This is a genomic window from Chromobacterium alticapitis (genome assembly GCF_002924365.1).
Lineage (GTDB): Bacteria > Pseudomonadota > Gammaproteobacteria > Burkholderiales > Chromobacteriaceae > Chromobacterium > Chromobacterium alticapitis.
Genome location: NZ_PQWB01000036.1, coordinates 1 through 18,911, shown reverse-complemented (window position 1 = coordinate 18,911; position 18,911 = coordinate 1). Strand labels below are relative to the sequence as shown.

Genomic DNA, 18,911 nt, shown 5'->3' with positions numbered 1-18,911 from the left:
CCGGCTGAATTTTTTTGATCTAGATCAAATCTTAAGCTTCACAAAACGATAAGGCCGCCGTCAGGCGGCGCCGCGCCCGAGCAGCCTGGCTGCCCCGCGCCTTGTGCAAGGTATTCGTGGCTCGCAGTTCGATCCGAACAGGAGCACGAAGCATGGCGCGCATCGCTATTTCCCTCAGCGAAATCAAGGAACATTACGAAGTCGTGGTGATCGGCTCCGGCTACGGCGGCGGCATCGCCGCCTCGCGCATGGCGCGGGCCGGCCGCAGCGTCTGTCTGCTGGAGCGCGGGCGCGAGATCATTCCCGGCGAATACCCGGCGACGCTGGCCGAGGCCACGCCGGAATTCCAGGTGCACCATCCGGATGGCCATCTGGGGTCGCGCACAGGCCTTTACGATTTGCACGTCAACCCGCAGCAGAACGTGATGGTCGGCTGCGGCCTGGGCGGCACCTCGCTGATCAACGCCAATGTCTCGCTGCAGCCGGAGCCGCAGGTATTCGAAGACCCGCGCTGGCCGCGGCGGGTGCGCGAGCACGCCGACACCTTGTTGAAAGACGGCTTCGCGCGGGCGCAGGAGATGCTGAAGCCCAATCCCTACCCGGACGCTGCGCCGACGCTGCCCAAGCTGGAGGCGAACCGCCAGTCGGCGGACCGGCTCAAGGACAAGCACACTTTCTACCGCCCGCCCATCAACGTCACTTTCGACAAGCTGCCGGACGGCCGCAACCACGTAGGCGTGGAGCAGCTGCCGTGCAATTACTGCGGAGATTGCGTTTCCGGCTGCAACAACAAGGCCAAGAACACCACGCTGATGAACTACCTGCCCGATGCCTGCAACCATGGCGCGGAAATCTTCTGCCAGGCGTCGGTGCGCCATCTGGAGCGTGATGGCGAGGGCTGGATCGTGCACTACCAGTACGTCGGCACCGGGCGGGAGAAATTCGACGCGCCCACCTTGTTCGTCAAGGCCGACATCGTCATCCTGTCCGCCGGCACGCTGGGTTCCACTGAAATCCTGCTGCGCTCGCGCGAGCAGGGGCTCTCGCTGTCCGGCGAGTTGGGCAAGCATATGAGCGGCAACGGCGACATCCTGGGCTTCGGCTACAACAACGACGAGCGCATCAACGGCATAGGCTTCGGCGCGCATTCGGCCAAGGAAATCGGCCCGGTCGGCCCCTGTATCACCTCCATCATCGACATGCGCGATGAAACCGACTGGCGCAAGCGGATGGTGATAGAGGAGGGCTCCATTCCCGGCGCGATAGGCGGAGCCATGGTGCCGGCCATGGCGGCGGCATCGGCGGAGCTAGGGCAGCCGGCCGAAACCGGGCCGCTGGCCAAGCTCAAATACCTGGCACGCGAGACCGACAGCGCGCTGCGCGGACCTTATCACGGCGCGGTGAACCGGCTGCAGACCTATCTGATCATGAGCCACGACGACGGCGCCGGCGTGATGGCGCTGGACGAGCATGATCAGTTGAAGCTGGAGTGGCCGGGCGTGGGCGAACAGCCCAATTTCGAGATCGGCAACGCGCGGCTGTTGGAGGCCACGCGCGCGCTGGGCGGCATCTACGTGCGCAATCCGATCTGGACCGAGCTGTTCCGCCACAGCCTGATCACCGTGCATCCGCTGGGAGGCTGCGTGATGGGCGAGAACGCCGCGCAGGGCGTGGTCAACCACAAGGGCCAGGTGTTCAGCGACCAGGCCGGCGACGCGGTCTACGCGGGCCTGTACGTCACCGATGGCTCGGTCATCCCCACCTCGCTGGCGGTCAATCCGCTGCTGACCATTTCCGCGGTCAGCGAGCGCGCGATGGCGCTGCTGGCGGCGGACCGCGGCTGGAGCATAGATTACGCGCTGCCCTCCGCGCCGCGCGCGGCGCAGGCGGCCGCCAAGCCCGGCATCGAGTTCACCGAGACGATGAAGGGCTTCTTTTCCACCGCCTACCGCCAGCCGGCCGGCACGGACCTGGCCGCCTATCAGGCGGCGTACCAAGCCGGCAAGGATGCGGGTTCCGCTATGGGTTTCACCGTGACCGTGGCCTCGGATGATTTGGAGCAGTTGATTTCCAATCCCCGGCACCAGGCATCCATCGTCGGCACGCTGGACGCGCCGGCCTTGTCGCCGCTGCCGCTGACCGTCAGCCATGGCGTGTTCAACCTGTTCGAGGAATACCCGGAGCAGGTGGGCGTGCGGCATATGAATTACAACATGCGGCTGACGGCTGAAGACGGCGGCGAATTCTTCTTCAGCGCCTTCAAGTACGTGCCGAGCAACCATAGCGCGCTCAGGGTGTGGTCCGACACCAGCACGCTGTACGTCACGGTGCACCGCGGGGCGGATGATGCGGGCGAGGTCGTCGGCAGCGGGGTGCTGCATATCGCGCCGGCCGATTTCGCGCGGCAGATGACCACGATGAAGGTGCTGAACGTGGACAGCGAGGCGGAGAGGCTGAAACAGCTGGCCCGCTTCGGCGAATACTTCGCCGGCGTGCTGTGGGACAGCTACGGCGGCGTGCTGGCGCCCAATGTCTACTTCCATCCGGACGCGCCGCCGCGGCGCAAGCGACCGCTGAACGCGGGCGCGCCGGAGGTGACCTTCTTCCACACTGAGGACGGGGTGGACCTGAGGCTCACGCGCTACCAAGGCGGGACGAAGGGGCCGGTAATGCTGGTTCACGGCTTGGGGGTGGGCTCGAACATCTTCTCTACCGACACCATCGCCACCAATCTGCTGGAGTACCTGTATCAGCATGGCTACGACGTGTGGCTGCTGGATTTCCGCGTCAGCATCCTGTTGCCGGCCAGCAAGGAGCAGTGGGACGGCGACCAGATCGCCCGCTACGACTATCCGGCGGCGATTCGGCAGATCCGCGAGGCCACTGGGGCCAAGGATGTGCAGTGCGTGGTGCATTGCTATGGCGCCACCACTTTCTTCATGGCCTTGTTGGCCGGACTGGAGGGCGTGCGCTCGGTGGTGTGCTCGCAGATCGCCGCCGACATTGTGGTGCCGCCTGCCACCGCGCTGAAAACGGGGCTGCACCTGCCGACGGTGCTGGACAAGCTGGGCGTGCAATCGCTGACCGCCTACACCGCGTCCAACGCCAGTTGGTTCGAGAAGCTGTACGACACCGCGCTGAAGGGCTATGCGCTGGCGGAGGCGCAGGGCTATTGCGATAACCCGGTGTGCCACCGCATCACTTTCATGTATGCCTCGCTGTACCGCCACAACCAGCTGAATGAAACGCTGCATGACAATCTGCACGAGCTGTTCGGCATCGCCAATATGCGCACCATGGAGCATCTGGCGCGGATGTGCCGGGAGGGGCATCTGGTGGCCTTCGACGGCGCGGACCTCTACATGCCGCATTTCGATCGACTGCAACTGCCCATCCTGTTCATCAGCGGCGCGGACAACGCGTGCTATCTGCCGGAAAGCACGCAGCGTACTTACGACAAGTTGGTGGCGAGCTACGGGCCGGAGCGCTACAGCCGGCTGGTGGCGCCCGGTTACGGCCATATCGATTGCATGTTCGGCAAGAACGCGGCGGTGGACATCTACCCGGCCATCGTCGCCCATCTGGACAAGACCGCCCAATCCTGAACCCCGGCCGTCCCGCTCGCTGGCCGAGCGGGGTTGCTCCTTGAGGATGAAGTCATGGAAAACGCATGCTCTGCCCAGCCCTGCATCCGGTGGTTTCAGCGTTTCATCTGGATAGGGATCATCATCAATATGGTGTTCGCGGTGCCGGCCTTGCTGTGGCCGGACTATCTGAACGGCTACTTCGGGCTGCCGGCCCAGGCGGTCTACCCCTGGTTGCAGAACGCCGGCATGTTGCTGGTGGGTGTCAGCCTGTTCTACGCGCCGGCCGGCGTCTGCGCCGAGCGCTATCCGGTGTACGCCTGGCTATGCGTATTGTCGCGGCTGATCGCGGTGGTGTTCTGGATTTATCTGATCCAGACCTCGGGCTATCCGGATGCGTTCCGGCCGCTGCTCTACTCGGACGGCGCGATGTTCCTGATTCTGGGCGGCTTGTTGTACGCCGGCATGCCGCGGGAGCAAAGACCGTGGCCGCTGATGCGCGCCGGATTGCGCGGGCTGTGGCGCTGCGCCTGCCATTGCCTTTGTGGCCGCTGCCGCAAGGCGGCGCTCGTCGTCGCGCTGGTGTTGGGTTTCGTCGGTTTCGAGACCTGGCTCAATCTGTTCCGCGAGGTGCCGCAGCCGCCCATGCAGTCCAATGTGGACCACTTCAAGTACGCCGCCATCGGCCTGGGGCCTGATGCGCGCATTCCGCTCTATGTGTTTTCGGTTTTGCCTCAGGTGTGCGCGCAGCGCATGCCCAGGATGGGGACAGGCTGGCAGACCTTCGGCTTCATCTACGAGGGCGGGCATGATTTGCCCATAGGCCTGGCCAAGCGGCAGATAGGTTACCCGTCGGTGGAACCCAACTGCGCGCTGTGCCATACCGGGCAGTACCGCAAGAGCGCGGACGACGTGCCGGTGCCGGTGCCCACCGCGCCGGCGGCGCTGCTGGATCTGGAGTCGTTCCAGTGGTTCCTGTACGGCTGCGCCGGCGATCCGGACTTCAAGAACAAGGTGATGGACGCCATCGAGCAGCATTACGATCTCGGCCCCATCGAAAAACTGTTCTACCGCTTCCTGATCGTGCCGGCCACGCAGCAGGCCTTCCTGAAGCAGGAAAAGCAATACGCCTGGCAGAAGCTGCGGCCATTGCAGGGGCCGGGCCGCACCGACACTTTCAATCCCACCAAGATAGTGATCTTCGGCTTCCCGGACGATTCCACCATAGGCACGGTGGACCTGCCGCAAATCTGGAACCAGAAGCCAAGGGAATCGCTGTATCTGCACTGGGACGGCAATAACAATGACATCCATGAGCGCAATTACGCCGCCGCGATGGCGGTGGGGGCCACGCCGCAGTCGGTGCTGCCGGCCGAATTCACCCGCGTGACGGATTGGCTGCTGACGCATCAGCCGCCTAAGTGGCCGTTCGGCGGACTGGACCAGGTGCGGGTGGCGCGCGGGCGGACGCTGTGGGCGCAGAACTGCGCCGGTTGCCATGACTTCGGCAAGGCAGCCACTGGCCAGGTGACGGTGGGACTGGACGAACTGGGCACCGACCCCTACCGCGTCAACTCCTTCACCGTAGGCCTGGTGGACAAGTTCCACGCGTTCAAGAAGCCGCCGTTCGACTTCGGCGCCTACCGCAAGACGCAGAGCTACAGCAATACGCCCACCGACGGCATCTGGCTGCGCGCGCCGTATCTGCACAACGGTTCGGTGCCTACGCTGTGGGACTTGCTGCAGCCGCCGGACAAGCGTCCCAAGACGTTCTATCGCGGTTCCAGCGTGTTCGACGCGCGCAATGTGGGTTTCAGCACGGCGGGGCCGGAGGCCAAGGGCGGCGGCTATTTCAAGTTCGATACCCGCTTGCCGGGCAACCACAACAGCGGCCACGAGTACGGCATCCACCTCAGCGATGGCGAGAAGTGGGATCTGATCGAGTACATGAAAACCTTGTAGGCGGCCGCATCGGACCGTTTTAAAGCGTGGAGGCGAATGATGGGCATTTTCGACACATGGAAAAACCGGATAGACAGTAGCCTGGCGGAAGCCGAGCAGGGGTTGCAGCAAAAGCAGGAATTACTGAGCAGGCTGAAACTGATAGACGCGCAAGTGAGAGCGGTGATCAACGATCCCGACGCCACCAGCGCGCCTGGCATTCCGTGGGAGTTTGCCCATGGCCTGTCCATCTTGTCGAGCGGGCTGAACGGCGAGCCGCTGCCGACGACCGAGGCGCAGTTGCCTACCCGGGTGATGGATGACGGCACGCTGTTGGGATGCCGCAAATGGGAGCTGCTGGATCCTTTGTGGGGCGAGGCATTGACGCAGTGGGTAGAGCATCTCGAAAACCGGGCTCCCTGGAATACGCAGCCTTGCCATCTGGCCATACCCGATAAGGTCAGTTTTAACATCGCGGGGGACTGGGGGACGGGGGATTACATCGCCCACAAGGTGGCAACGGCGATGACGGGCCGACCGGCGGATTACACCATCCACTTGGGTGATGTTTATTACGCCGGTGTCGGCTCGGATGAGAATCAGGATTTTGCTGGCTGGCCGGCTGGCGCGCGCGGGCAATTCACCCTCAATTCCAACCATGAGATGTATAACGGCGCGCTGGGTTATTTCGGCGTGCTGTCCAGCCGCTTCCCTTTGCAGCAGGGCACCAGCTATTTCAGCTTGTTCAATGCCAACTGGCTGATTCTCGGGCTGGATACAGCCTATTGGAGCGACAAGTGGAATTTGTACATGGACGGCGCGCTGGGCGATGGACAAACCGCTTGGCTGCGCGAAGTGACGGCGGGCTGGAAGGGAAAGATCATGGTTTTGTCCCACCATCAGGGCTATTCGATGGAGGGCGAGTCGAATGCGTTGTTCCTGGCGGTGAAAGACGCGTTGGGCCGTGCGCCGGACTACTGGTATTGGGGGCATTTGCACAATGTGATCTGTTATCAGCCGCAGAATGGCATGTTAGGGCGTTGCATTGGCCACGGCGCCATTCCTTATGGCGCCGCCAGCATCCTGGACGGCAAGCCGCAGGTGGCTTGGGCGGAAACGAAATCGGCTGACGATCGCCAATATCCTGAGCGAGTGCTGAATGGTTTTGCGCGAGTGGAGTTGAACGGCGAGGCCTTGGTGGAGGTTCTGTACGACGAGAATGGCGAAAAGCGCTGGCCTCAGCCCTGATCGGCCAGTTTTGAAACAGGGCTGCCTTTGGCAGCCCTTTGTTTATGAACCGTGGGAAAACAGTCCGGGGCTCAGCCTCGGCCCTCCAGCGCTTCCGCCGCGCTTTGCGCCAGCCGGCTGTAGTCGCGGCCGAATTCGCCGACCATCTGCTTGAGCCGCGCGGTATCGCGCGCGATCAGCGTTTTCAGCAGGCTTTCCAGGAACTGGTGAGTGCGCTCGATCTGGGTTTGGCCGGCGCGCAGGATGGCGTACAGGCAGCGCTGGGTCAGCGGCAGCATGTCGTTCAGCGTATCGGTCAGGTAGCGGTTGTTGGCATGCCGGTACAGCGCGGACAGGAATTCTATGCCGTAGTCGTAGAAGGCCTGCAAGTCCCCGTGGCGCTTGGCTTCATCCAGCAGCGCCATCAGCTCGATGAAGCGCGCAAGGTCGTCGTTCTGCCAGCCGGCGGCCAGGTTTTGCGCCACCCGGTCCAGCAGCAGGAACCACAGATCGAAGAAGTCGCTGACGTCGCTGGCGCTGATGCTGGCCACCACCGCGCCGCGTCGCGGGAAAATGTCCACCAGATGGCGGCGTTGCAGAATCAGCAAGGCTTCGCGGACCGAGCCGCGGCTGACCTCCAGCTCGGACGCGATGCGCAGCTCTTGTATCCGCTCACCCGGTTTCATCTCGCCCTGGATGATTTGCTTGCCTAGATATTGGGCGATCTGTTCGGTCAACAGATCGTTGGCCTTGAAAGTCATGCGTCATCTCCGGATGGAATGTTATCGTTCTCGTACGTATTGTAAGACACTATTGTGATGGATTGTCCGGCAATATCCTGTTGGTTTGCCGGTTTGTATCCAGCAGGGACATCCGTAGCCCGGCGACACTGCCCTGTCGCGGATGGCCATCATGCGCCCGTTTTCGCGGGGGCGGCCATGATATCAATCAGATGATTAAAACGCATGTTTTGTATTTGTGTTGACAGAACTCATTGGCAGTATCTGTCTTATTTTTCGGCGGAGGAGGGGAGAGCTTGCGCCATGAGGGGAGAGGCGCGCCGCCCGAGGGGGCGGGCGGCGCGCGCATGCGCGGCTATTCCGCCGCGCGGCGGGTAGCCATCAGGTAATTGACGTCGGTATCGTCGTTCAGCGAGTAGATGCGGGTGAGCGGGTTGTAAGCCATGCCGCTGAGGCCCTGCAGGTCCAGGCCGGCGTGGCGCACCATGCGGCCCAGTTCGGACGGTTTGAGGAAGCGCGCGTATTCATGCGTGCCGCGCGGCAGCATGTTCAGCACGTATTCGGCGCCCACCACGGCCAGCAGATAGGCCTTGGCGTTGCGGTTCAGCGTGGAGAAGAACACCCAGCCGCCCGGCTTGACCAGCGTGGCGCAGGCGCGCACCACGCTTTGCGGGTCCGGCACGTGTTCCAGCATTTCCATGCAGGTCACCACGTCGAAGCCTGCCGGCATTTCCGCCGCCAGCTCTTCCACCGGCACGCAGCGGTAGTCTATCGGCACGCCGGTTTCCAGGCTGTGCAGCTGCGCCACTTTCAGGGATTTCTTGGCCAGATCTATGCCGGTCACCTGGGCGCCTTTCAGCGCCATGCTTTCAGCCAGAATGCCGCCGCCGCAGCCCACGTCCAGCACTTTCTTGCCGGCGAGGGCGGCGTGGCGGTCTATATAGTCCAGGCGCAGCGGGTTGATCTCGTGCAGCGGCTTGAATTCGCTGTCCTTGTCCCACCACTTGTGCGCCAGTTGGCTGAATTTGTCGATTTCGAGTTCGTCTACGTTGCTCATGCGATTACTTTGCCAGAATGCGGTTGCGCCAGTCGTCGGCGCGGGCTTTCAGATTGCCTTCGTCCAGGGTTTGCAGCTTGCGGCCGGCCATCAGCGCGCGGCCCTTGACCCAGACGTGGCTGACCTGCTCGCGGCCGGCGGCGTACACCACGTGCGAGATCGGGTCGAAGGCCGGCGCGGTTTCCAGGGCGGACAGGTCGATGGCGATCAAGTCGGCGTCCTTGCCTTCCTTCACCGAGCCGGTCTTGCCGTCTATGCCCAGCGCGCGCGCGCCGTTCAGCGTGGCCATGCGGATGGCGGCGGCGGCCGGGACGATGGTCGGGTCCAGCGTGCCCACCTTGGCCAATAGCGCGGCCAGGCGGGTTTCCGCCAGCATGTCCAGCTTGTTGTTGGAGGCGGCGCCGTCGGTGCCTATGCCTACGGCCACGCCGGCGCCCAGCAGCTTGCCGACGGGGGCGATGCCGGAGGCCAGCTTCATATTGGAGGCAGGGTTGTGGGCGGCGGATACGCCGTGCTTGGCCACCAGCTCGATTTCGGCGTCGTTCAGATGCACCATGTGGGCGGCCACCAGGCGCGGCGACAGCATGCCCAGACCCTGAAGGCGGGCTAGCGGGCGTTGGCCATGTTCCTTGACGCTATTGCTCACTTCTTCCGCGGTTTCGTGGATGTGGCAGTGGATCAGCATGTCTTCCTGCTCCGCCAGCGTCACAACTTTGCGGAAGGTGTCGTCCGATACGGTGTAGGGCGCATGCGGCGCCAGGGTGAAGGTGACCAGGTCTTCGCCCAGGAACTGGCTGCGCTCGGCCATGCCCTTGGCGATGTAGTCGTCGGCGTTGCTGGCGTAGTTGGTCGGGAATTCCAGAATGGAACAGCCGACGAAGGTGCGCATGCCGGAGGCCAGGCCGGCCCGCGCCATCGCGGCATTATAGAAATACATGTCGTTGATGGTGGTGGTGCCGCCGCGGATCATCTCGCCCATGGCCAGCAGGGTGCCGTCGAACACGAAGTCGTCGCGCACGTGCTTGCCCTCGGCCGGCCAGATGTGGTTGGTCAGCCAGTCCATCAGCGCCTTGTCGTCGGCCAGACCGCGCAACAGGGTCATCGCCGAATGGCCATGCAGATTGATCAGGCCCGGCATCAGCGCGTGGTCGGGCAGCTCCAGCCTTTCATCGGCATCCAGCGCGGCGGCGTCGGCCGCTGGCAGAATGGCGGCTATCCTGCCATCCTTGATCGCCACCGCATGGTTTTCCAGGACTTCGCCATCCGTTTCCACGGTGATGATCCAGCGGGCGGAAATAATCTTTTCATAACGTGACTGCGGCATGGTGTGAATCCTGAACGCGTTGTCAATAAAGTGTCGTGGATTTTAGGCCTAGCGGGACTGGCAAGGCAATGCGCCGCTGCCAAGCCAGTTGGCGATGGTTCATCTGTGCTTGAAAATGACGATTGCGGATGACTGCTGAATATAGAAGAGAAAAGCCGGCACGCGCCGGTGTATACTGCTGATTGCACGCACAAATCCAACTCCGGGACGATCTCCGAAATTTCGGCGAAGCATAAGACTAGCGCGACATGGCTCAACAAGCAGACGATAAAACCACTGCCAGCTCTGGCCTGAATCTGAGGGACGTGTTTCTCATTGCCGTGATACTCGGCTTGCTGATCCCCGCTTCCATCATCAGCTATCTGAGTTTCAACATTCAGAAAGACAATCTGACCACCCAGCTGGAGACCGACCAGCGCCGTCTGCTCGACATCGTCGCGCTGGGCATGCAGGAACCGCTGTGGAACCTGAGCCGCCAGGCAGGCAATCCGCTGATCGCCTCGGTGATGGAAGATCCGCGGGTGATTTCCATCCGCGTCACCGACACCCAGTCCAACCAGGTTTTCCTGTCCGCCGTGCGCAGCGAGCGGCGCATCGGCAGCGTATCCTATGTCGAAAAGCCGGTCATCTACCGCGGCGAGGCCATCGGCCAGGTGACGATGGAGTTCGACAACGAAAATCTGGCCATCGCGCTGAGCAACCAGGTCAAGAATATCCTGATGATACTGGCGGCGCAGCTGGTGTTGTCCATCATGCTGATCATGAGTATTCTGCATTCGCGCTTCCTGAGGCCGATGCGGCTGCTGACCGAGCAGGCGCGGCTGCTGGCCGAGCTGAAGCTGGATACGCCGTTCGAATGGTCGCGCCGCGACGAGCTGGGCCGCCTGGGCACCCATTTGGAGTGGACCCGCTCGGAACTCAAACGCCTGGTGGACGAGCTGCGCGCCAAGACGCTGGCGCTGGAGGCGGACATTTCGCGCCGCCGCGAAGTGGAAGACGCGCTGCGCCGCTCCGAGAACAAATACCGCGAGCTGTTCTGGTCCAATCTGGACGGCATCGTCATCAGCTCGCTGGACGGCCAGGTGATAGACGCCAACCCGGCCTTCCTCAACTTGATGTGCTACAGCCTGGACCAGCTCAAACAGCAGAATTTCTGGAGCCTGGTGGCCGAGGAGAGCGAGCCGCTGGAGCGCTTCAATCTGGACAACAAGGTGTTGCGCTTCGGCTATTGCGACGAGTTCGAAGCCACCTATCTGAACCGCTTCGACAATCAGGTGCCGGTCAGCGTCAAGACGGTGGCGATGCGCGACGCCTTCGGCCGCATCAACGCGGTGTGGCGCATGGTGCGCGACATCTCGGAGAAGCGCGCGGCCGAGGAGCGCGTGCAGCTGGCGGCCAAGGTGTTCGAGAACACCGTCGAAGGCATCATGATCACCGACGCCGACAAGCGCATCCGCAGCGTCAACCGCGCCTTCACCGAAATCACCGGCTACACCCAGCACGAGGTGCTGGGCCAGAAGACCAGCGTGCTGTCGTCCGGCCGCCACGAGGCGCCGTTCTACGAGCAGATGTGGCAGGCGATCAACGAGCACGGCTCCTGGCAGGGCGAACTGTGGAACCGCCGCAAGAACGGCGAGGTGTATCCGGAGTGGCTGGCCATCAACGCGGTGCGCAACAGCCTGGGCGAAATCACGCACTACGTGGCCATCTTCAGCGATCTGACCGAGCGCAAGGCCGCGGACGAGCGCATCCAGTTCTTGGCGCATTTCGACGTGCTGACCAGCCTGCCCAACCGCATGCACATGCAGGACCGCGTCGAGCTGGCCATCCACAACGCCGTGCGCGACAACCAGCGGCTGGCCTTGCTGCTGCTGGATCTGGACCGCTTCAAGACCGTCAACGAGTCGCTGGGCCATTCGGCCGGGGACACGTTGCTGCAGGTGGCGTCGGACCGGATCAAGTCCGCGCTGGGGCCGGGCGAAATGCTGGCGCGCCAGGGCGGAGACGAGTTCATCATCCTGCTGCCGGTGATTTCAGATCCGGGCGAGGCGGCGCTGGCGGCGGAGCGCGTGCGCGACGTGTTCGCCAGCCCGATCGAGCTGCACAACCACGTGATCACCATCACCCCGTCCATCGGCATCAGCGTCTACCCGGACGACGGCCGCGATTACGAAACTCTGGTGCGCAACGCCGACGCGGCGATGTACCACGCCAAATCGTCCGGCCGCAACAGCTATAAGTTCTACACCGCGGACCTCAACGCGCGCGCGCGCGAAATCCTGGCCATAGAGAGCCAGCTGCGCTTCGCGCTGGAGCGCGACGAGTTCGTGCTGCACTACCAGCCGCAAGTGGAGATGGAAAGCGGCCGCATCATAGGCGCGGAGGCGCTGATACGCTGGAACCACCCCTCGCTGGGCCTGCTGGGCCCGGTGCGCTTCATCCAGGTGGCAGAGGAGCGCGGCTTCATCGTGCAGATAGGCAATTGGGTGCTCGCCGAGGCCACGCGCCAGCTGGTGGCGTGGCGCCAGGCCGGCCTGCCGGAACTGACGCTGGCGGTCAATCTGTCGGCGCTGCAGTTCCGCCAGCCGGACCTGGCCGAGCAGGTGCAGCGCGCGCTGTCGTCCAACGGCCTGCCCGGCCACGCGCTGGACATCGAGGTGACCGAGAGCATCATCATGGAAGATGCCCAGGCCACCATCCAGGCCATAGACAATATGAAGAACATGGGGCTGAGGCTGTCCATCGACGACTTCGGCACCGGCTATTCCAGCCTGTCCTATCTGAAGCGCTTCAAGGCGGACAAGCTGAAGATCGACCGCTCCTTCGTGCGCGACATCCCGCAGGATGCCGACGACAGCGCCATCGCCCGCGCCATCATCAATATGGCCAAGAACCTGAATATGCAGGTGGTGGCCGAGGGCGTGGAGACCATGGAACAGTGGCAGTTCCTGGAGCAGGAGGGCTGCGATTTCGTCCAGGGCTATCTGATCGCCAAGCCGCTGCCGGCTGACGAGTTCGCCGCGCTGCTGACGCGGGACAGCCTGCTGCCGCAGAGTTGAGCGTTTCGCATCCCACCGCGCCTCATCCTGGCCCGCCGATTCGGCGGGCTTTTCATATCCGGGCATTCCGCATGAAATGCTGAAATTGCGCTGGATTGCCGTTGGCTGCTTGCCCTGCTCAGAAGGCCAGAGCTGCAGCGGGGGAAGGGCGAGGACGGACGATCAGAATGAAAAGCGTGCGCCTACGGACAGGGTATAGCGCGGCGCCAGCTGCACGCCGTTGACATGCTGGTATATCGGCAACTGCGCGAAGCTGTAGAGCGAGGTCTGGCGCGTCAGCGGCACGGTTAGGCCGGGGCTCAGGTAGACCAGCGTGCCGCCGGTGCTGACGGTGTCGGCGTTGTCGCCAGCATCATGCTGGACGTAGCGGGCGTTCAGCTGCAGCTGCGGCATCCATCCGGTAAAGCCGGTATAGCGCAGACCCAGGTTCAGGTTGACGCCGGTGCCGGGGCGGTACTGATCGGACGGCGCCAGCGCGCTCTGGATCGTGGCCTGGGTGAAGTAATGCCAGCTTCGGTTTAGTTCGCCGAAGTAATAGGCGCCGACGATGGCATCGGTAGTGCCGGTGCCCGGCTGCAGGCCGCGGTCTATCGGCGCGGCTGCGCCGGGGTTGGCGGGATCGGTAGAGACGCCGGTTTGCGTATGGCTGCCGGTGGGCAGCTTCAGACCGAACAGCAGGCCGAAGTCGCGCGCCTCGGCGAAGCCTTGATAGCGGCCTATGGCCTTGATGTCGCCCAGGCCGGAGGTGCTGGAGTCATAGGCCCCGTCGGCTAGATTGGCGCCGTCCGAGCCGGTGCCCAGCGTGCTGTGCTTGCGGTCTAGATACGGGATCTGCACATTGAGGCCCCAGGCTGGCGAGAAGGCATAGTCGAAGCCCAGCGTCAGGTATTGGTTGCGGGTGTATCGCTCCACCTCCTGGTTGCCTTGGCTCAATTGGCTGGCCGCGGCCGGCGAGATGGCGCCGCTGCCGCTGCGCAGCTGATTCTGGTTCAGGTAGTCGTAGCGCACGTCCATTTTCAGGCCGGGCTGGCTGCTGAAACCCTGGCTTTCCCAGTCCGAACTCAAGGTGCAGCCGCAGCTGGCGCAGGCCAGCGCGCCGGACGAGGCGCTGGCGGCGATGAGGGCGGGCAGAAGTTTGAAGAGACGGTTTGCGGCCATAGGGTTCCCCTTGTTAGTTTCACATTGCGGGGCAAGTATGGCTAGGCGCGGCCGGGATGGCGCTGCGGCAAAATGCCGCAGCAAAGAGCGCTGCGGGGGCTGTCGCAATAAAGCATTGCGATTTCAGCGAAAGTCGGATGATTTTCGCTGAACCGCCGAGGCCGAAACCGAAAGATGCCGCCGCGGCGTGGTTAATTTGTATGAACGAAGCGAGCTTCAGTGCTCGTACCAGCCGCGATGATCGCCATGCCAGGATTCATGCTGCCAGTCATCATGACGCTGCCCTTCGTGGCGGCCGTTGTCGTGATGATGCTCGCGATAGTGCGGCGCATAGACCTGTCTATACCATTCGTCGCGGATGAAATAGACCCGGCGGTTGCAGGCGTGGTATTCGCGGCAGTAACGATCCCAGTGCTTCATATGGCCGGGCGGCACGCGCAGGTAGATGGGGGGCTCAGCCACCGGCACGGGCTGGATCATGACCGGTTGCTGGTAAATGACCTGGGGCGCGGGCGCGCCGCCGATGTCGATCTGGCCGTAGAAGCCCGGCTCGCCGACGCTGATGGATACGGCGGCTTGGGTGGGCAGGCTGAACAGGGATGCGGCGATCAGCGCCGCCGCGGTCATCACGTGTTTCATGGCAGTCTTCTTTCATTGCGAACGCGCATCGCGCATGTTTGCACTATGGCTGCCGTTTGTTGCGCAAACGCAAAGATTAGATAGCTGCTGATTGCTATTTGTATTTGTTCATAACCGTAACAAGGTGTACGAGCGGCGGGCGGCGCAAGCCGGGTATTGCGCGGCGCGCGGACAAAGAAAACCCGTCGCCTTGGCGACGGGTGGGAGAAGCTGGCCGCCGTCCCGTTTGACCGGACGGCGGAGGCAGCTTAGTAGCTGGAGTCGTCGGAGCTGTAGTCGTCGGACGAGGCGCTGTCGTCGCTGGCGCTGTAGTCGCCGCCGGAGTCGGCTTGGTCGCTGTAGTCGGAACCGCCGGTGTCGTCGGAGCTGTAATAGTTGTTGACGGTGATGTGTTGCTCGACCGGCTGCTGGGCATAGTCGCCGCCGCCGAAACCGCCGCTGTCGCCAGCGTAATTGCCATCGCCGCCGTAGTCGCCGCTGCCGCCGTGGCCATGGCTGCCGTGGCTGGAGTGGCTATCGCTGCTGAACAGGCTTTCTATGCCGTCCGCCAGCAAGGTGCCGGCGGCCACGCCTGCGGCGGCGGTGGCTACGGTGCCCAGGAAGCTGCCGACGCCGCCGCCGAACAAGCCCTGCTTGACCGGTTGCTGCACCGGCTGTTGATAGACTGGCGCCGGCTGCTGGTAAACCGGAGCGGCTTGTTGATAGACAGGAGCCGGCTGCTGATAAGCGGGAGCCGCGGGAGGATAGGCCGGGGCCGGAGCAGCCGGGCGCGGCGCCGGGGCGGGCGCGAAAGCGGGGGCTGCGGCGCCGAAACCAGCGGGCGCGCCGGCGTTCGGATCCAGGAAGGTACCCTGCGCGCCAACCGGCGGCTGAGCCGCGCGGGCGGCTTGCACTTGGGTCTGCAGTTGCGCCACTTGCGCTTTCAGCGCGTTCAGCGCCTGGTCTTGCTGCATGCAGCGCAATACCAGCAGGTAGGCGGCGTCGGGTTGCTGGGCAACAGCCTGCATGATGCTGGCGTGGGCCTGCGGATCCTTGGCTACGCCTTGGGTTTGCACTAATTGGCCGAGGAAGCCCTGCAAGGCTTGGTTCTCTTGCGGCGTCATGATGTCCTTTCACGGAGTAATGCGGCTTCTGCATGCGCTTAAGCGATGTTGCAGATCCGCTGGCAATTCATGTGGATTTTGTAAACTAATTGTATATCGATTTGGTATGTGTTGGTAAATTGGCTGGACATAATCCTCCGGGCCGCAGAGCGGGTTTTTCCCTGGCAGCGCGAGGTACGATTTCAGACTCTTGCTCAAGCAAGATGCGCTTCTTCTTGCGCCGTATGACATTGGGGTGAAATAATGCTGCGGTTGCACATAGAACGAATGCTGGTTTGGAAAGCCGCTATCGGTGGCTACCCGCCGGTTTGGAGAGTCATCATGGCCAAGCAATATTGCGAGAAATGCGGTAAAGAGACCGAGCATAAGGAATGGATCCAGCAGAAGCCTTCCCAGTACGGCAAGAGCCGCAAGGAGCAGCTCAAGGCATTTCTGGACGGTTTCTTTTCCGGCTGGGGCGGACACGGCCTGGCGTCCATCGATCTGGTGGATCGTTACGTGATTTGCCAGGCCTGCGGCAATAAGAAGCTGCAGAACCACGGCGAGCAATTCAAGTAGCCGGCTGCTAGGGCCGGCAAGCCGGCGTCAAGGCGCCAGGTCTCGTCCGTAAACGATGAAGCCTGAGTGCGCGGCAACCTTGTCGTATAGCGCGCGCGCCGTTTGATTGCCTGCCTGCGTTTGCCAGTAAGCGCGGCTGCAGCCCGCGGCCTCCGCTTGTCGATAAACCGCCTCAATCAGCAAGCGCGCGACGCCCCTGTCGGGCGCCTCCGGCGTGGTGAACAGATCCTGTAAGTAGCATACATCGGCCAGCCGCGTGGTGCGGCGGTGGATAATGGCATGGGCCAGGCCCAGCATGCGGCCCTCGCCTTGAGCTACTAGCGCATTGACCGGTTCACGCGCGTCCAGGAAGCGCGCCCAGGTTTGCCGGGTAATCTGCCTCCGGCAGCGCGGTTTCGCCCGCGCGGCCGTAAAAGGCGTTGTAGCCATCCCACAAGGGGCGCCAGCCTGCGTAATCGCTTTCGACGGCGTTTCTGACCATCCATTCCAGTTTCATCATCCGTTTCGCTCCGTTTCTCGCGATATCGACTGGCTGGCATGCCAAATGGAAGCTTGGCATCCTGGCACGGAACGGAGCGCCCGGGCGGCTTGGCGCAGATCAAGAGCCCGTCTGCGCGGGCGGGGCAAAATGGCCGGTTTGACCAACCGGAGCCGCATCATGACCGCTTCCTCTTCGTCCTTTGCCCCCATCCATTTTCATGACTCCTGTCCGCCCAAGGCCGGCGCGGAACCGCCCATCGTCGGCGCCCGCGTGGAGCTGCAACTGCTGACTACGCTGAAGTGCAATCTGAAATGCACTTATTGTTCGCTGGGCGTGGGCGAGGTGCTGGGCTCGCAAACCGAGCTGGAATACGATGTCGAGCAATTGGCCGCCTTTGTGGAGACCCACCTTGGCGGCAAGGATGTTTACGTTACCTTTTACGGCGGCGAACCGACGCTGAATCTGAAACTGATGCTGGAGGTGATGCGCCGCTTTCCCGGCTTCCGCTACCAGCTGCAGACCAACGGCACCTTGCTGGACGATGTGCCCGCCTGGGCGCTGGTGCGCTTGTCCAATGTGCTGGTGTCCATAGATGGCGGAGAGGCCATCACCGACGGCTATCGCGGACGCGGCATTTACCGCCAGGTGCTGCGCAATCTGGCCAAGGTACGGCCGCATCTGGGCGGCAGCCTGACCGCGCGCGTCACCTGGGGCAATGCCGACACCACGTTTGAAGAGTTGGACCAACTGCTGGCGGAAGATTCGCCGTTCGACTACCTCTACTGGCAGTTCGTGGCGGATGAAATGTATGAGGGCGACTCCGTCGTCAAACGCCAGGCGGTGTTGCGCCGTTTGATCGAACGTTTTTTCTCCCAGCCTGACCGGCTGTACCCGCTGATTCCCCTGATGGGCATCGCGCGCAACAAACTGTTTCCCGATCGCGCGCAGGAACTGTATGCAGGACGCACCCAATGCCGCGTTTCCACTCACCTGCTGAATGTGATGCCTAACGGCGAGATTTATCCCTGTCCTGACATGATGTATCTGCCGCAAATGAAAATGGGCGATGTGAAAGGCAATTGGCTGCGCGCCAGCCCGCTGCAGCACACGCCGGCCATGCCCTGTGCAGGCTGCGAGGCCTATGGCTGGTGCCGCGGCAATTGCATGAAAAATCTCTACTTGGGATATGAGAAGGGCGACGCCCGCTACCGCAGCCAGGTGGTGGAACCCATTTGCGAGCTATTGCGTTTCATGGGAGCGGAAATCGACCGCCATGACCCGCAAGCCTGGTTCGAACGCGCCAGCCTGGACGTGCGCAAGCAGCTGCGTGACTGCGAAGTGTACGAATATGTCGAAATCATGCCGTGAGCGTGTGGCGCGCTGCGGCAATGCGCGCGGCAGACAAGACTAAAGCTGAGCGCGCTATAGACGCTGCGCGGACGGCCTAGGCGCCGTCCGCGTACTTTACCTTAGGCCAAGGTAAAGGTCTGGGTGCCGAGGCTGCCGACCTGAACCACGCCATCGCTGTTGACGAAGGCGCGGGAGCCTTCGGCCTGGATGGTGTTGTTGGTCAAGTAAGCGCCAGTCCAGGTGTCGACGATGCAGTACGGACGGCTGTCCGGACGCTGGCTGCCGCCAAAGGAAATGTTGAACGGCGCCACGCCGTCACGGCCTTGGGACTTGTTGAACACCCAGCTGTAGTTGCCGATATTGCCTTCGGTATGGAAAGAGCCGATGGGGCTGTAGTTGGCTTGATACGCTCCGGCGATCACGCCATTAGACGGATTGGCGGAAGAAATCTTGAAAGAGAAATTCTTGTCCGCGGAAACATAGGTGCCTACTTGCGGTACTGACGACATGACTGGTCTCCTAAAACGACGTTATGGTTGATTAAGAGCGTCCTGCCGTTGATCTATAGCTCATGACGGCGGTGTTAAATCTGTCATTTAAGTAATCACGAAAAATTGATTTGAAACTTGTCGCCATAACCACCAAGCAGCGCCGAGATCTCTGCATCCAGCGTTTCGCGGGTCCACGTGA

The 18,911-nt window shown here is 62.6% G+C and carries 15 protein-coding genes; 6 read left to right on the top strand and 9 right to left on the bottom strand.

Annotated elements, in window-relative coordinates; translation table 11 throughout:
* Nucleotides 1–152 precede the first annotated feature (152 nt).
* From C2I19_RS09710 to C2I19_RS09700, 3 genes are read left to right on the top strand one after another with little or no spacing between them, the layout of a single operon-like run.
* Nucleotides 153–3,605 (top strand): alpha/beta fold hydrolase, encoded by a 3,453-nt coding sequence (locus tag C2I19_RS09710; protein ID WP_103902504.1) that lies wholly within the window; start codon nucleotides 153–155, stop codon nucleotides 3,603–3,605.
* A gap of 54 nt (nucleotides 3,606–3,659) precedes the next feature.
* Nucleotides 3,660–5,546, top strand: coding sequence for a c-type cytochrome (locus tag C2I19_RS09705; protein WP_103902503.1), 1,887 nt, complete (start codon nucleotides 3,660–3,662; stop codon nucleotides 5,544–5,546).
* A 36-nt stretch (nucleotides 5,547–5,582) separates the two neighbouring features.
* Nucleotides 5,583–6,773, top strand: a complete 1,191-nt coding sequence (locus tag C2I19_RS09700; protein WP_233201158.1) for a metallophosphoesterase family protein — start codon at nucleotides 5,583–5,585, stop codon at nucleotides 6,771–6,773.
* A gap of 71 nt (nucleotides 6,774–6,844) precedes the next feature.
* Here the strand turns inward: C2I19_RS09700 and C2I19_RS09695 are convergent, their stop codons facing one another.
* The 3 genes from C2I19_RS09695 to C2I19_RS09685 form a co-directional block, all read right to left on the bottom strand.
* Nucleotides 6,845–7,513 carry a GntR family transcriptional regulator gene (locus tag C2I19_RS09695; RefSeq protein WP_103902501.1) on the bottom strand — a complete coding sequence of 223 codons (669 nt, stop codon included), beginning with the start codon at nucleotides 7,511–7,513 and terminating at the stop codon, nucleotides 6,845–6,847.
* 334 nt (nucleotides 7,514–7,847) lie between these two features.
* Nucleotides 7,848–8,549 (bottom strand): bifunctional 2-polyprenyl-6-hydroxyphenol methylase/3-demethylubiquinol 3-O-methyltransferase UbiG, encoded by a 702-nt coding sequence (gene ubiG, locus C2I19_RS09690; protein WP_103902500.1) that lies wholly within the window; start codon nucleotides 8,547–8,549, stop codon nucleotides 7,848–7,850.
* A 4-nt stretch (nucleotides 8,550–8,553) separates the two neighbouring features.
* Nucleotides 8,554–9,873 (bottom strand): TRZ/ATZ family hydrolase, encoded by a 1,320-nt coding sequence (locus C2I19_RS09685; RefSeq protein WP_103902499.1) that lies wholly within the window; start codon nucleotides 9,871–9,873, stop codon nucleotides 8,554–8,556.
* A 248-nt stretch (nucleotides 9,874–10,121) separates the two neighbouring features.
* On the opposite strand from C2I19_RS09685, the gene C2I19_RS09680 reads away from it, so the two are divergent.
* The gene (locus tag C2I19_RS09680) at nucleotides 10,122–12,932 is read left to right on the top strand and encodes an EAL domain-containing protein (protein WP_103902498.1); all 2,811 of its coding nucleotides are present in this window, start codon (nucleotides 10,122–10,124) and stop codon (nucleotides 12,930–12,932) included.
* Between the two features lie 162 nt (nucleotides 12,933–13,094).
* On the opposite strand, the gene C2I19_RS09675 is transcribed toward C2I19_RS09680, so the two are convergent.
* The 3 genes from C2I19_RS09675 to C2I19_RS09665 all read right to left on the bottom strand — a co-directional run bounded on the left by C2I19_RS09675 (nucleotide 13,095) and on the right by C2I19_RS09665 (nucleotide 15,832).
* Entirely contained in the window at nucleotides 13,095–14,090 is a 996-nt protein-coding gene (locus C2I19_RS09675; RefSeq protein ID WP_103902497.1) for a hypothetical protein, read from the bottom strand.
* Between the two features lie 216 nt (nucleotides 14,091–14,306).
* Nucleotides 14,307–14,729, bottom strand: a complete 423-nt coding sequence (locus C2I19_RS09670) for a hypothetical protein (RefSeq protein ID WP_103902496.1) — start codon at nucleotides 14,727–14,729, stop codon at nucleotides 14,307–14,309.
* 248 nt (nucleotides 14,730–14,977) lie between these two features.
* Nucleotides 14,978–15,832, bottom strand: coding sequence for a DUF2076 family protein (locus C2I19_RS09665; RefSeq protein ID WP_103902495.1), 855 nt, complete (start codon nucleotides 15,830–15,832; stop codon nucleotides 14,978–14,980).
* Between the two features lie 321 nt (nucleotides 15,833–16,153).
* Between C2I19_RS09665 and C2I19_RS09660 the strand changes: the two genes are divergently transcribed.
* Nucleotides 16,154–16,390, top strand: coding sequence for a hypothetical protein (locus C2I19_RS09660; protein WP_103902494.1), 237 nt, complete (start codon nucleotides 16,154–16,156; stop codon nucleotides 16,388–16,390).
* Nucleotides 16,391–16,417: 27 nt separating this feature from the next.
* Here C2I19_RS09660 and C2I19_RS09655 read toward each other — a convergent pair whose 3' ends face one another.
* Together C2I19_RS09655 and C2I19_RS22455 are read right to left on the bottom strand one after the other, a co-directional pair.
* A complete protein-coding gene (locus tag C2I19_RS09655; RefSeq protein ID WP_439647044.1) occupies nucleotides 16,418–16,687 on the bottom strand; it encodes a GNAT family N-acetyltransferase in 270 nt (89 codons plus the stop codon).
* 37 nt (nucleotides 16,688–16,724) lie between these two features.
* The gene (locus C2I19_RS22455) at nucleotides 16,725–16,889 is read right to left on the bottom strand and encodes a hypothetical protein (RefSeq protein WP_233201161.1); all 165 of its coding nucleotides are present in this window, start codon (nucleotides 16,887–16,889) and stop codon (nucleotides 16,725–16,727) included.
* Between the two features lie 159 nt (nucleotides 16,890–17,048).
* Here C2I19_RS22455 and C2I19_RS09650 point away from each other — a divergent pair, with 159 nt between their 5' ends.
* The gene (locus tag C2I19_RS09650; protein ID WP_103902602.1) at nucleotides 17,049–18,239 is read left to right on the top strand and encodes a radical SAM/SPASM domain-containing protein; all 1,191 of its coding nucleotides are present in this window, start codon (nucleotides 17,049–17,051) and stop codon (nucleotides 18,237–18,239) included.
* A 101-nt stretch (nucleotides 18,240–18,340) separates the two neighbouring features.
* On the opposite strand, the gene C2I19_RS09645 is transcribed toward C2I19_RS09650, so the two are convergent.
* On the bottom strand, nucleotides 18,341–18,730 hold the full coding sequence (locus C2I19_RS09645) for a hypothetical protein (RefSeq protein ID WP_103902493.1): 390 nt from the start codon (nucleotides 18,728–18,730) through the stop codon (nucleotides 18,341–18,343).
* Between the last annotated feature and the right edge of the window lie 181 nt (nucleotides 18,731–18,911).

Bases quoted from the DNA above. Each gene is read 5' to 3' on its own strand.
- C2I19_RS09710 (WP_103902504.1), top strand. From the start codon at position 153: ATGGCGCGCATCGCTATTTCCCTCAGCGAAATCAAGGAACATTACGAA.
- C2I19_RS09705 (WP_103902503.1), top strand. From the start codon at position 3,660: ATGGAAAACGCATGCTCTGCCCAGCCCTGCATCCGGTGGTTTCAGCGT.
- C2I19_RS09700 (WP_233201158.1), top strand. From the start codon at position 5,583: ATGATGGGCATTTTCGACACATGGAAAAACCGGATAGACAGTAGCCTG.
- C2I19_RS09695 (WP_103902501.1), bottom strand. From the start codon at position 7,513: ATGACTTTCAAGGCCAACGATCTGTTGACCGAACAGATCGCCCAATAT.
- ubiG (WP_103902500.1), bottom strand. From the start codon at position 8,549: ATGAGCAACGTAGACGAACTCGAAATCGACAAATTCAGCCAACTGGCG.
- C2I19_RS09685 (WP_103902499.1), bottom strand. From the start codon at position 9,873: ATGCCGCAGTCACGTTATGAAAAGATTATTTCCGCCCGCTGGATCATC.
- C2I19_RS09680 (WP_103902498.1), top strand. From the start codon at position 10,122: ATGGCTCAACAAGCAGACGATAAAACCACTGCCAGCTCTGGCCTGAAT.
- C2I19_RS09675 (WP_103902497.1), bottom strand. From the start codon at position 14,090: ATGGCCGCAAACCGTCTCTTCAAACTTCTGCCCGCCCTCATCGCCGCC.
- C2I19_RS09670 (WP_103902496.1), bottom strand. From the start codon at position 14,729: ATGAAACACGTGATGACCGCGGCGGCGCTGATCGCCGCATCCCTGTTC.
- C2I19_RS09665 (WP_103902495.1), bottom strand. From the start codon at position 15,832: ATGACGCCGCAAGAGAACCAAGCCTTGCAGGGCTTCCTCGGCCAATTA.
- C2I19_RS09660 (WP_103902494.1), top strand. From the start codon at position 16,154: ATGGCCAAGCAATATTGCGAGAAATGCGGTAAAGAGACCGAGCATAAG.
- C2I19_RS09655 (WP_439647044.1), bottom strand. From the start codon at position 16,687: ATGCTGGGCCTGGCCCATGCCATTATCCACCGCCGCACCACGCGGCTG.
- C2I19_RS22455 (WP_233201161.1), bottom strand. From the start codon at position 16,889: ATGATGAAACTGGAATGGATGGTCAGAAACGCCGTCGAAAGCGATTAC.
- C2I19_RS09650 (WP_103902602.1), top strand. From the start codon at position 17,049: ATGACCGCTTCCTCTTCGTCCTTTGCCCCCATCCATTTTCATGACTCC.
- C2I19_RS09645 (WP_103902493.1), bottom strand. From the start codon at position 18,730: ATGTCGTCAGTACCGCAAGTAGGCACCTATGTTTCCGCGGACAAGAAT.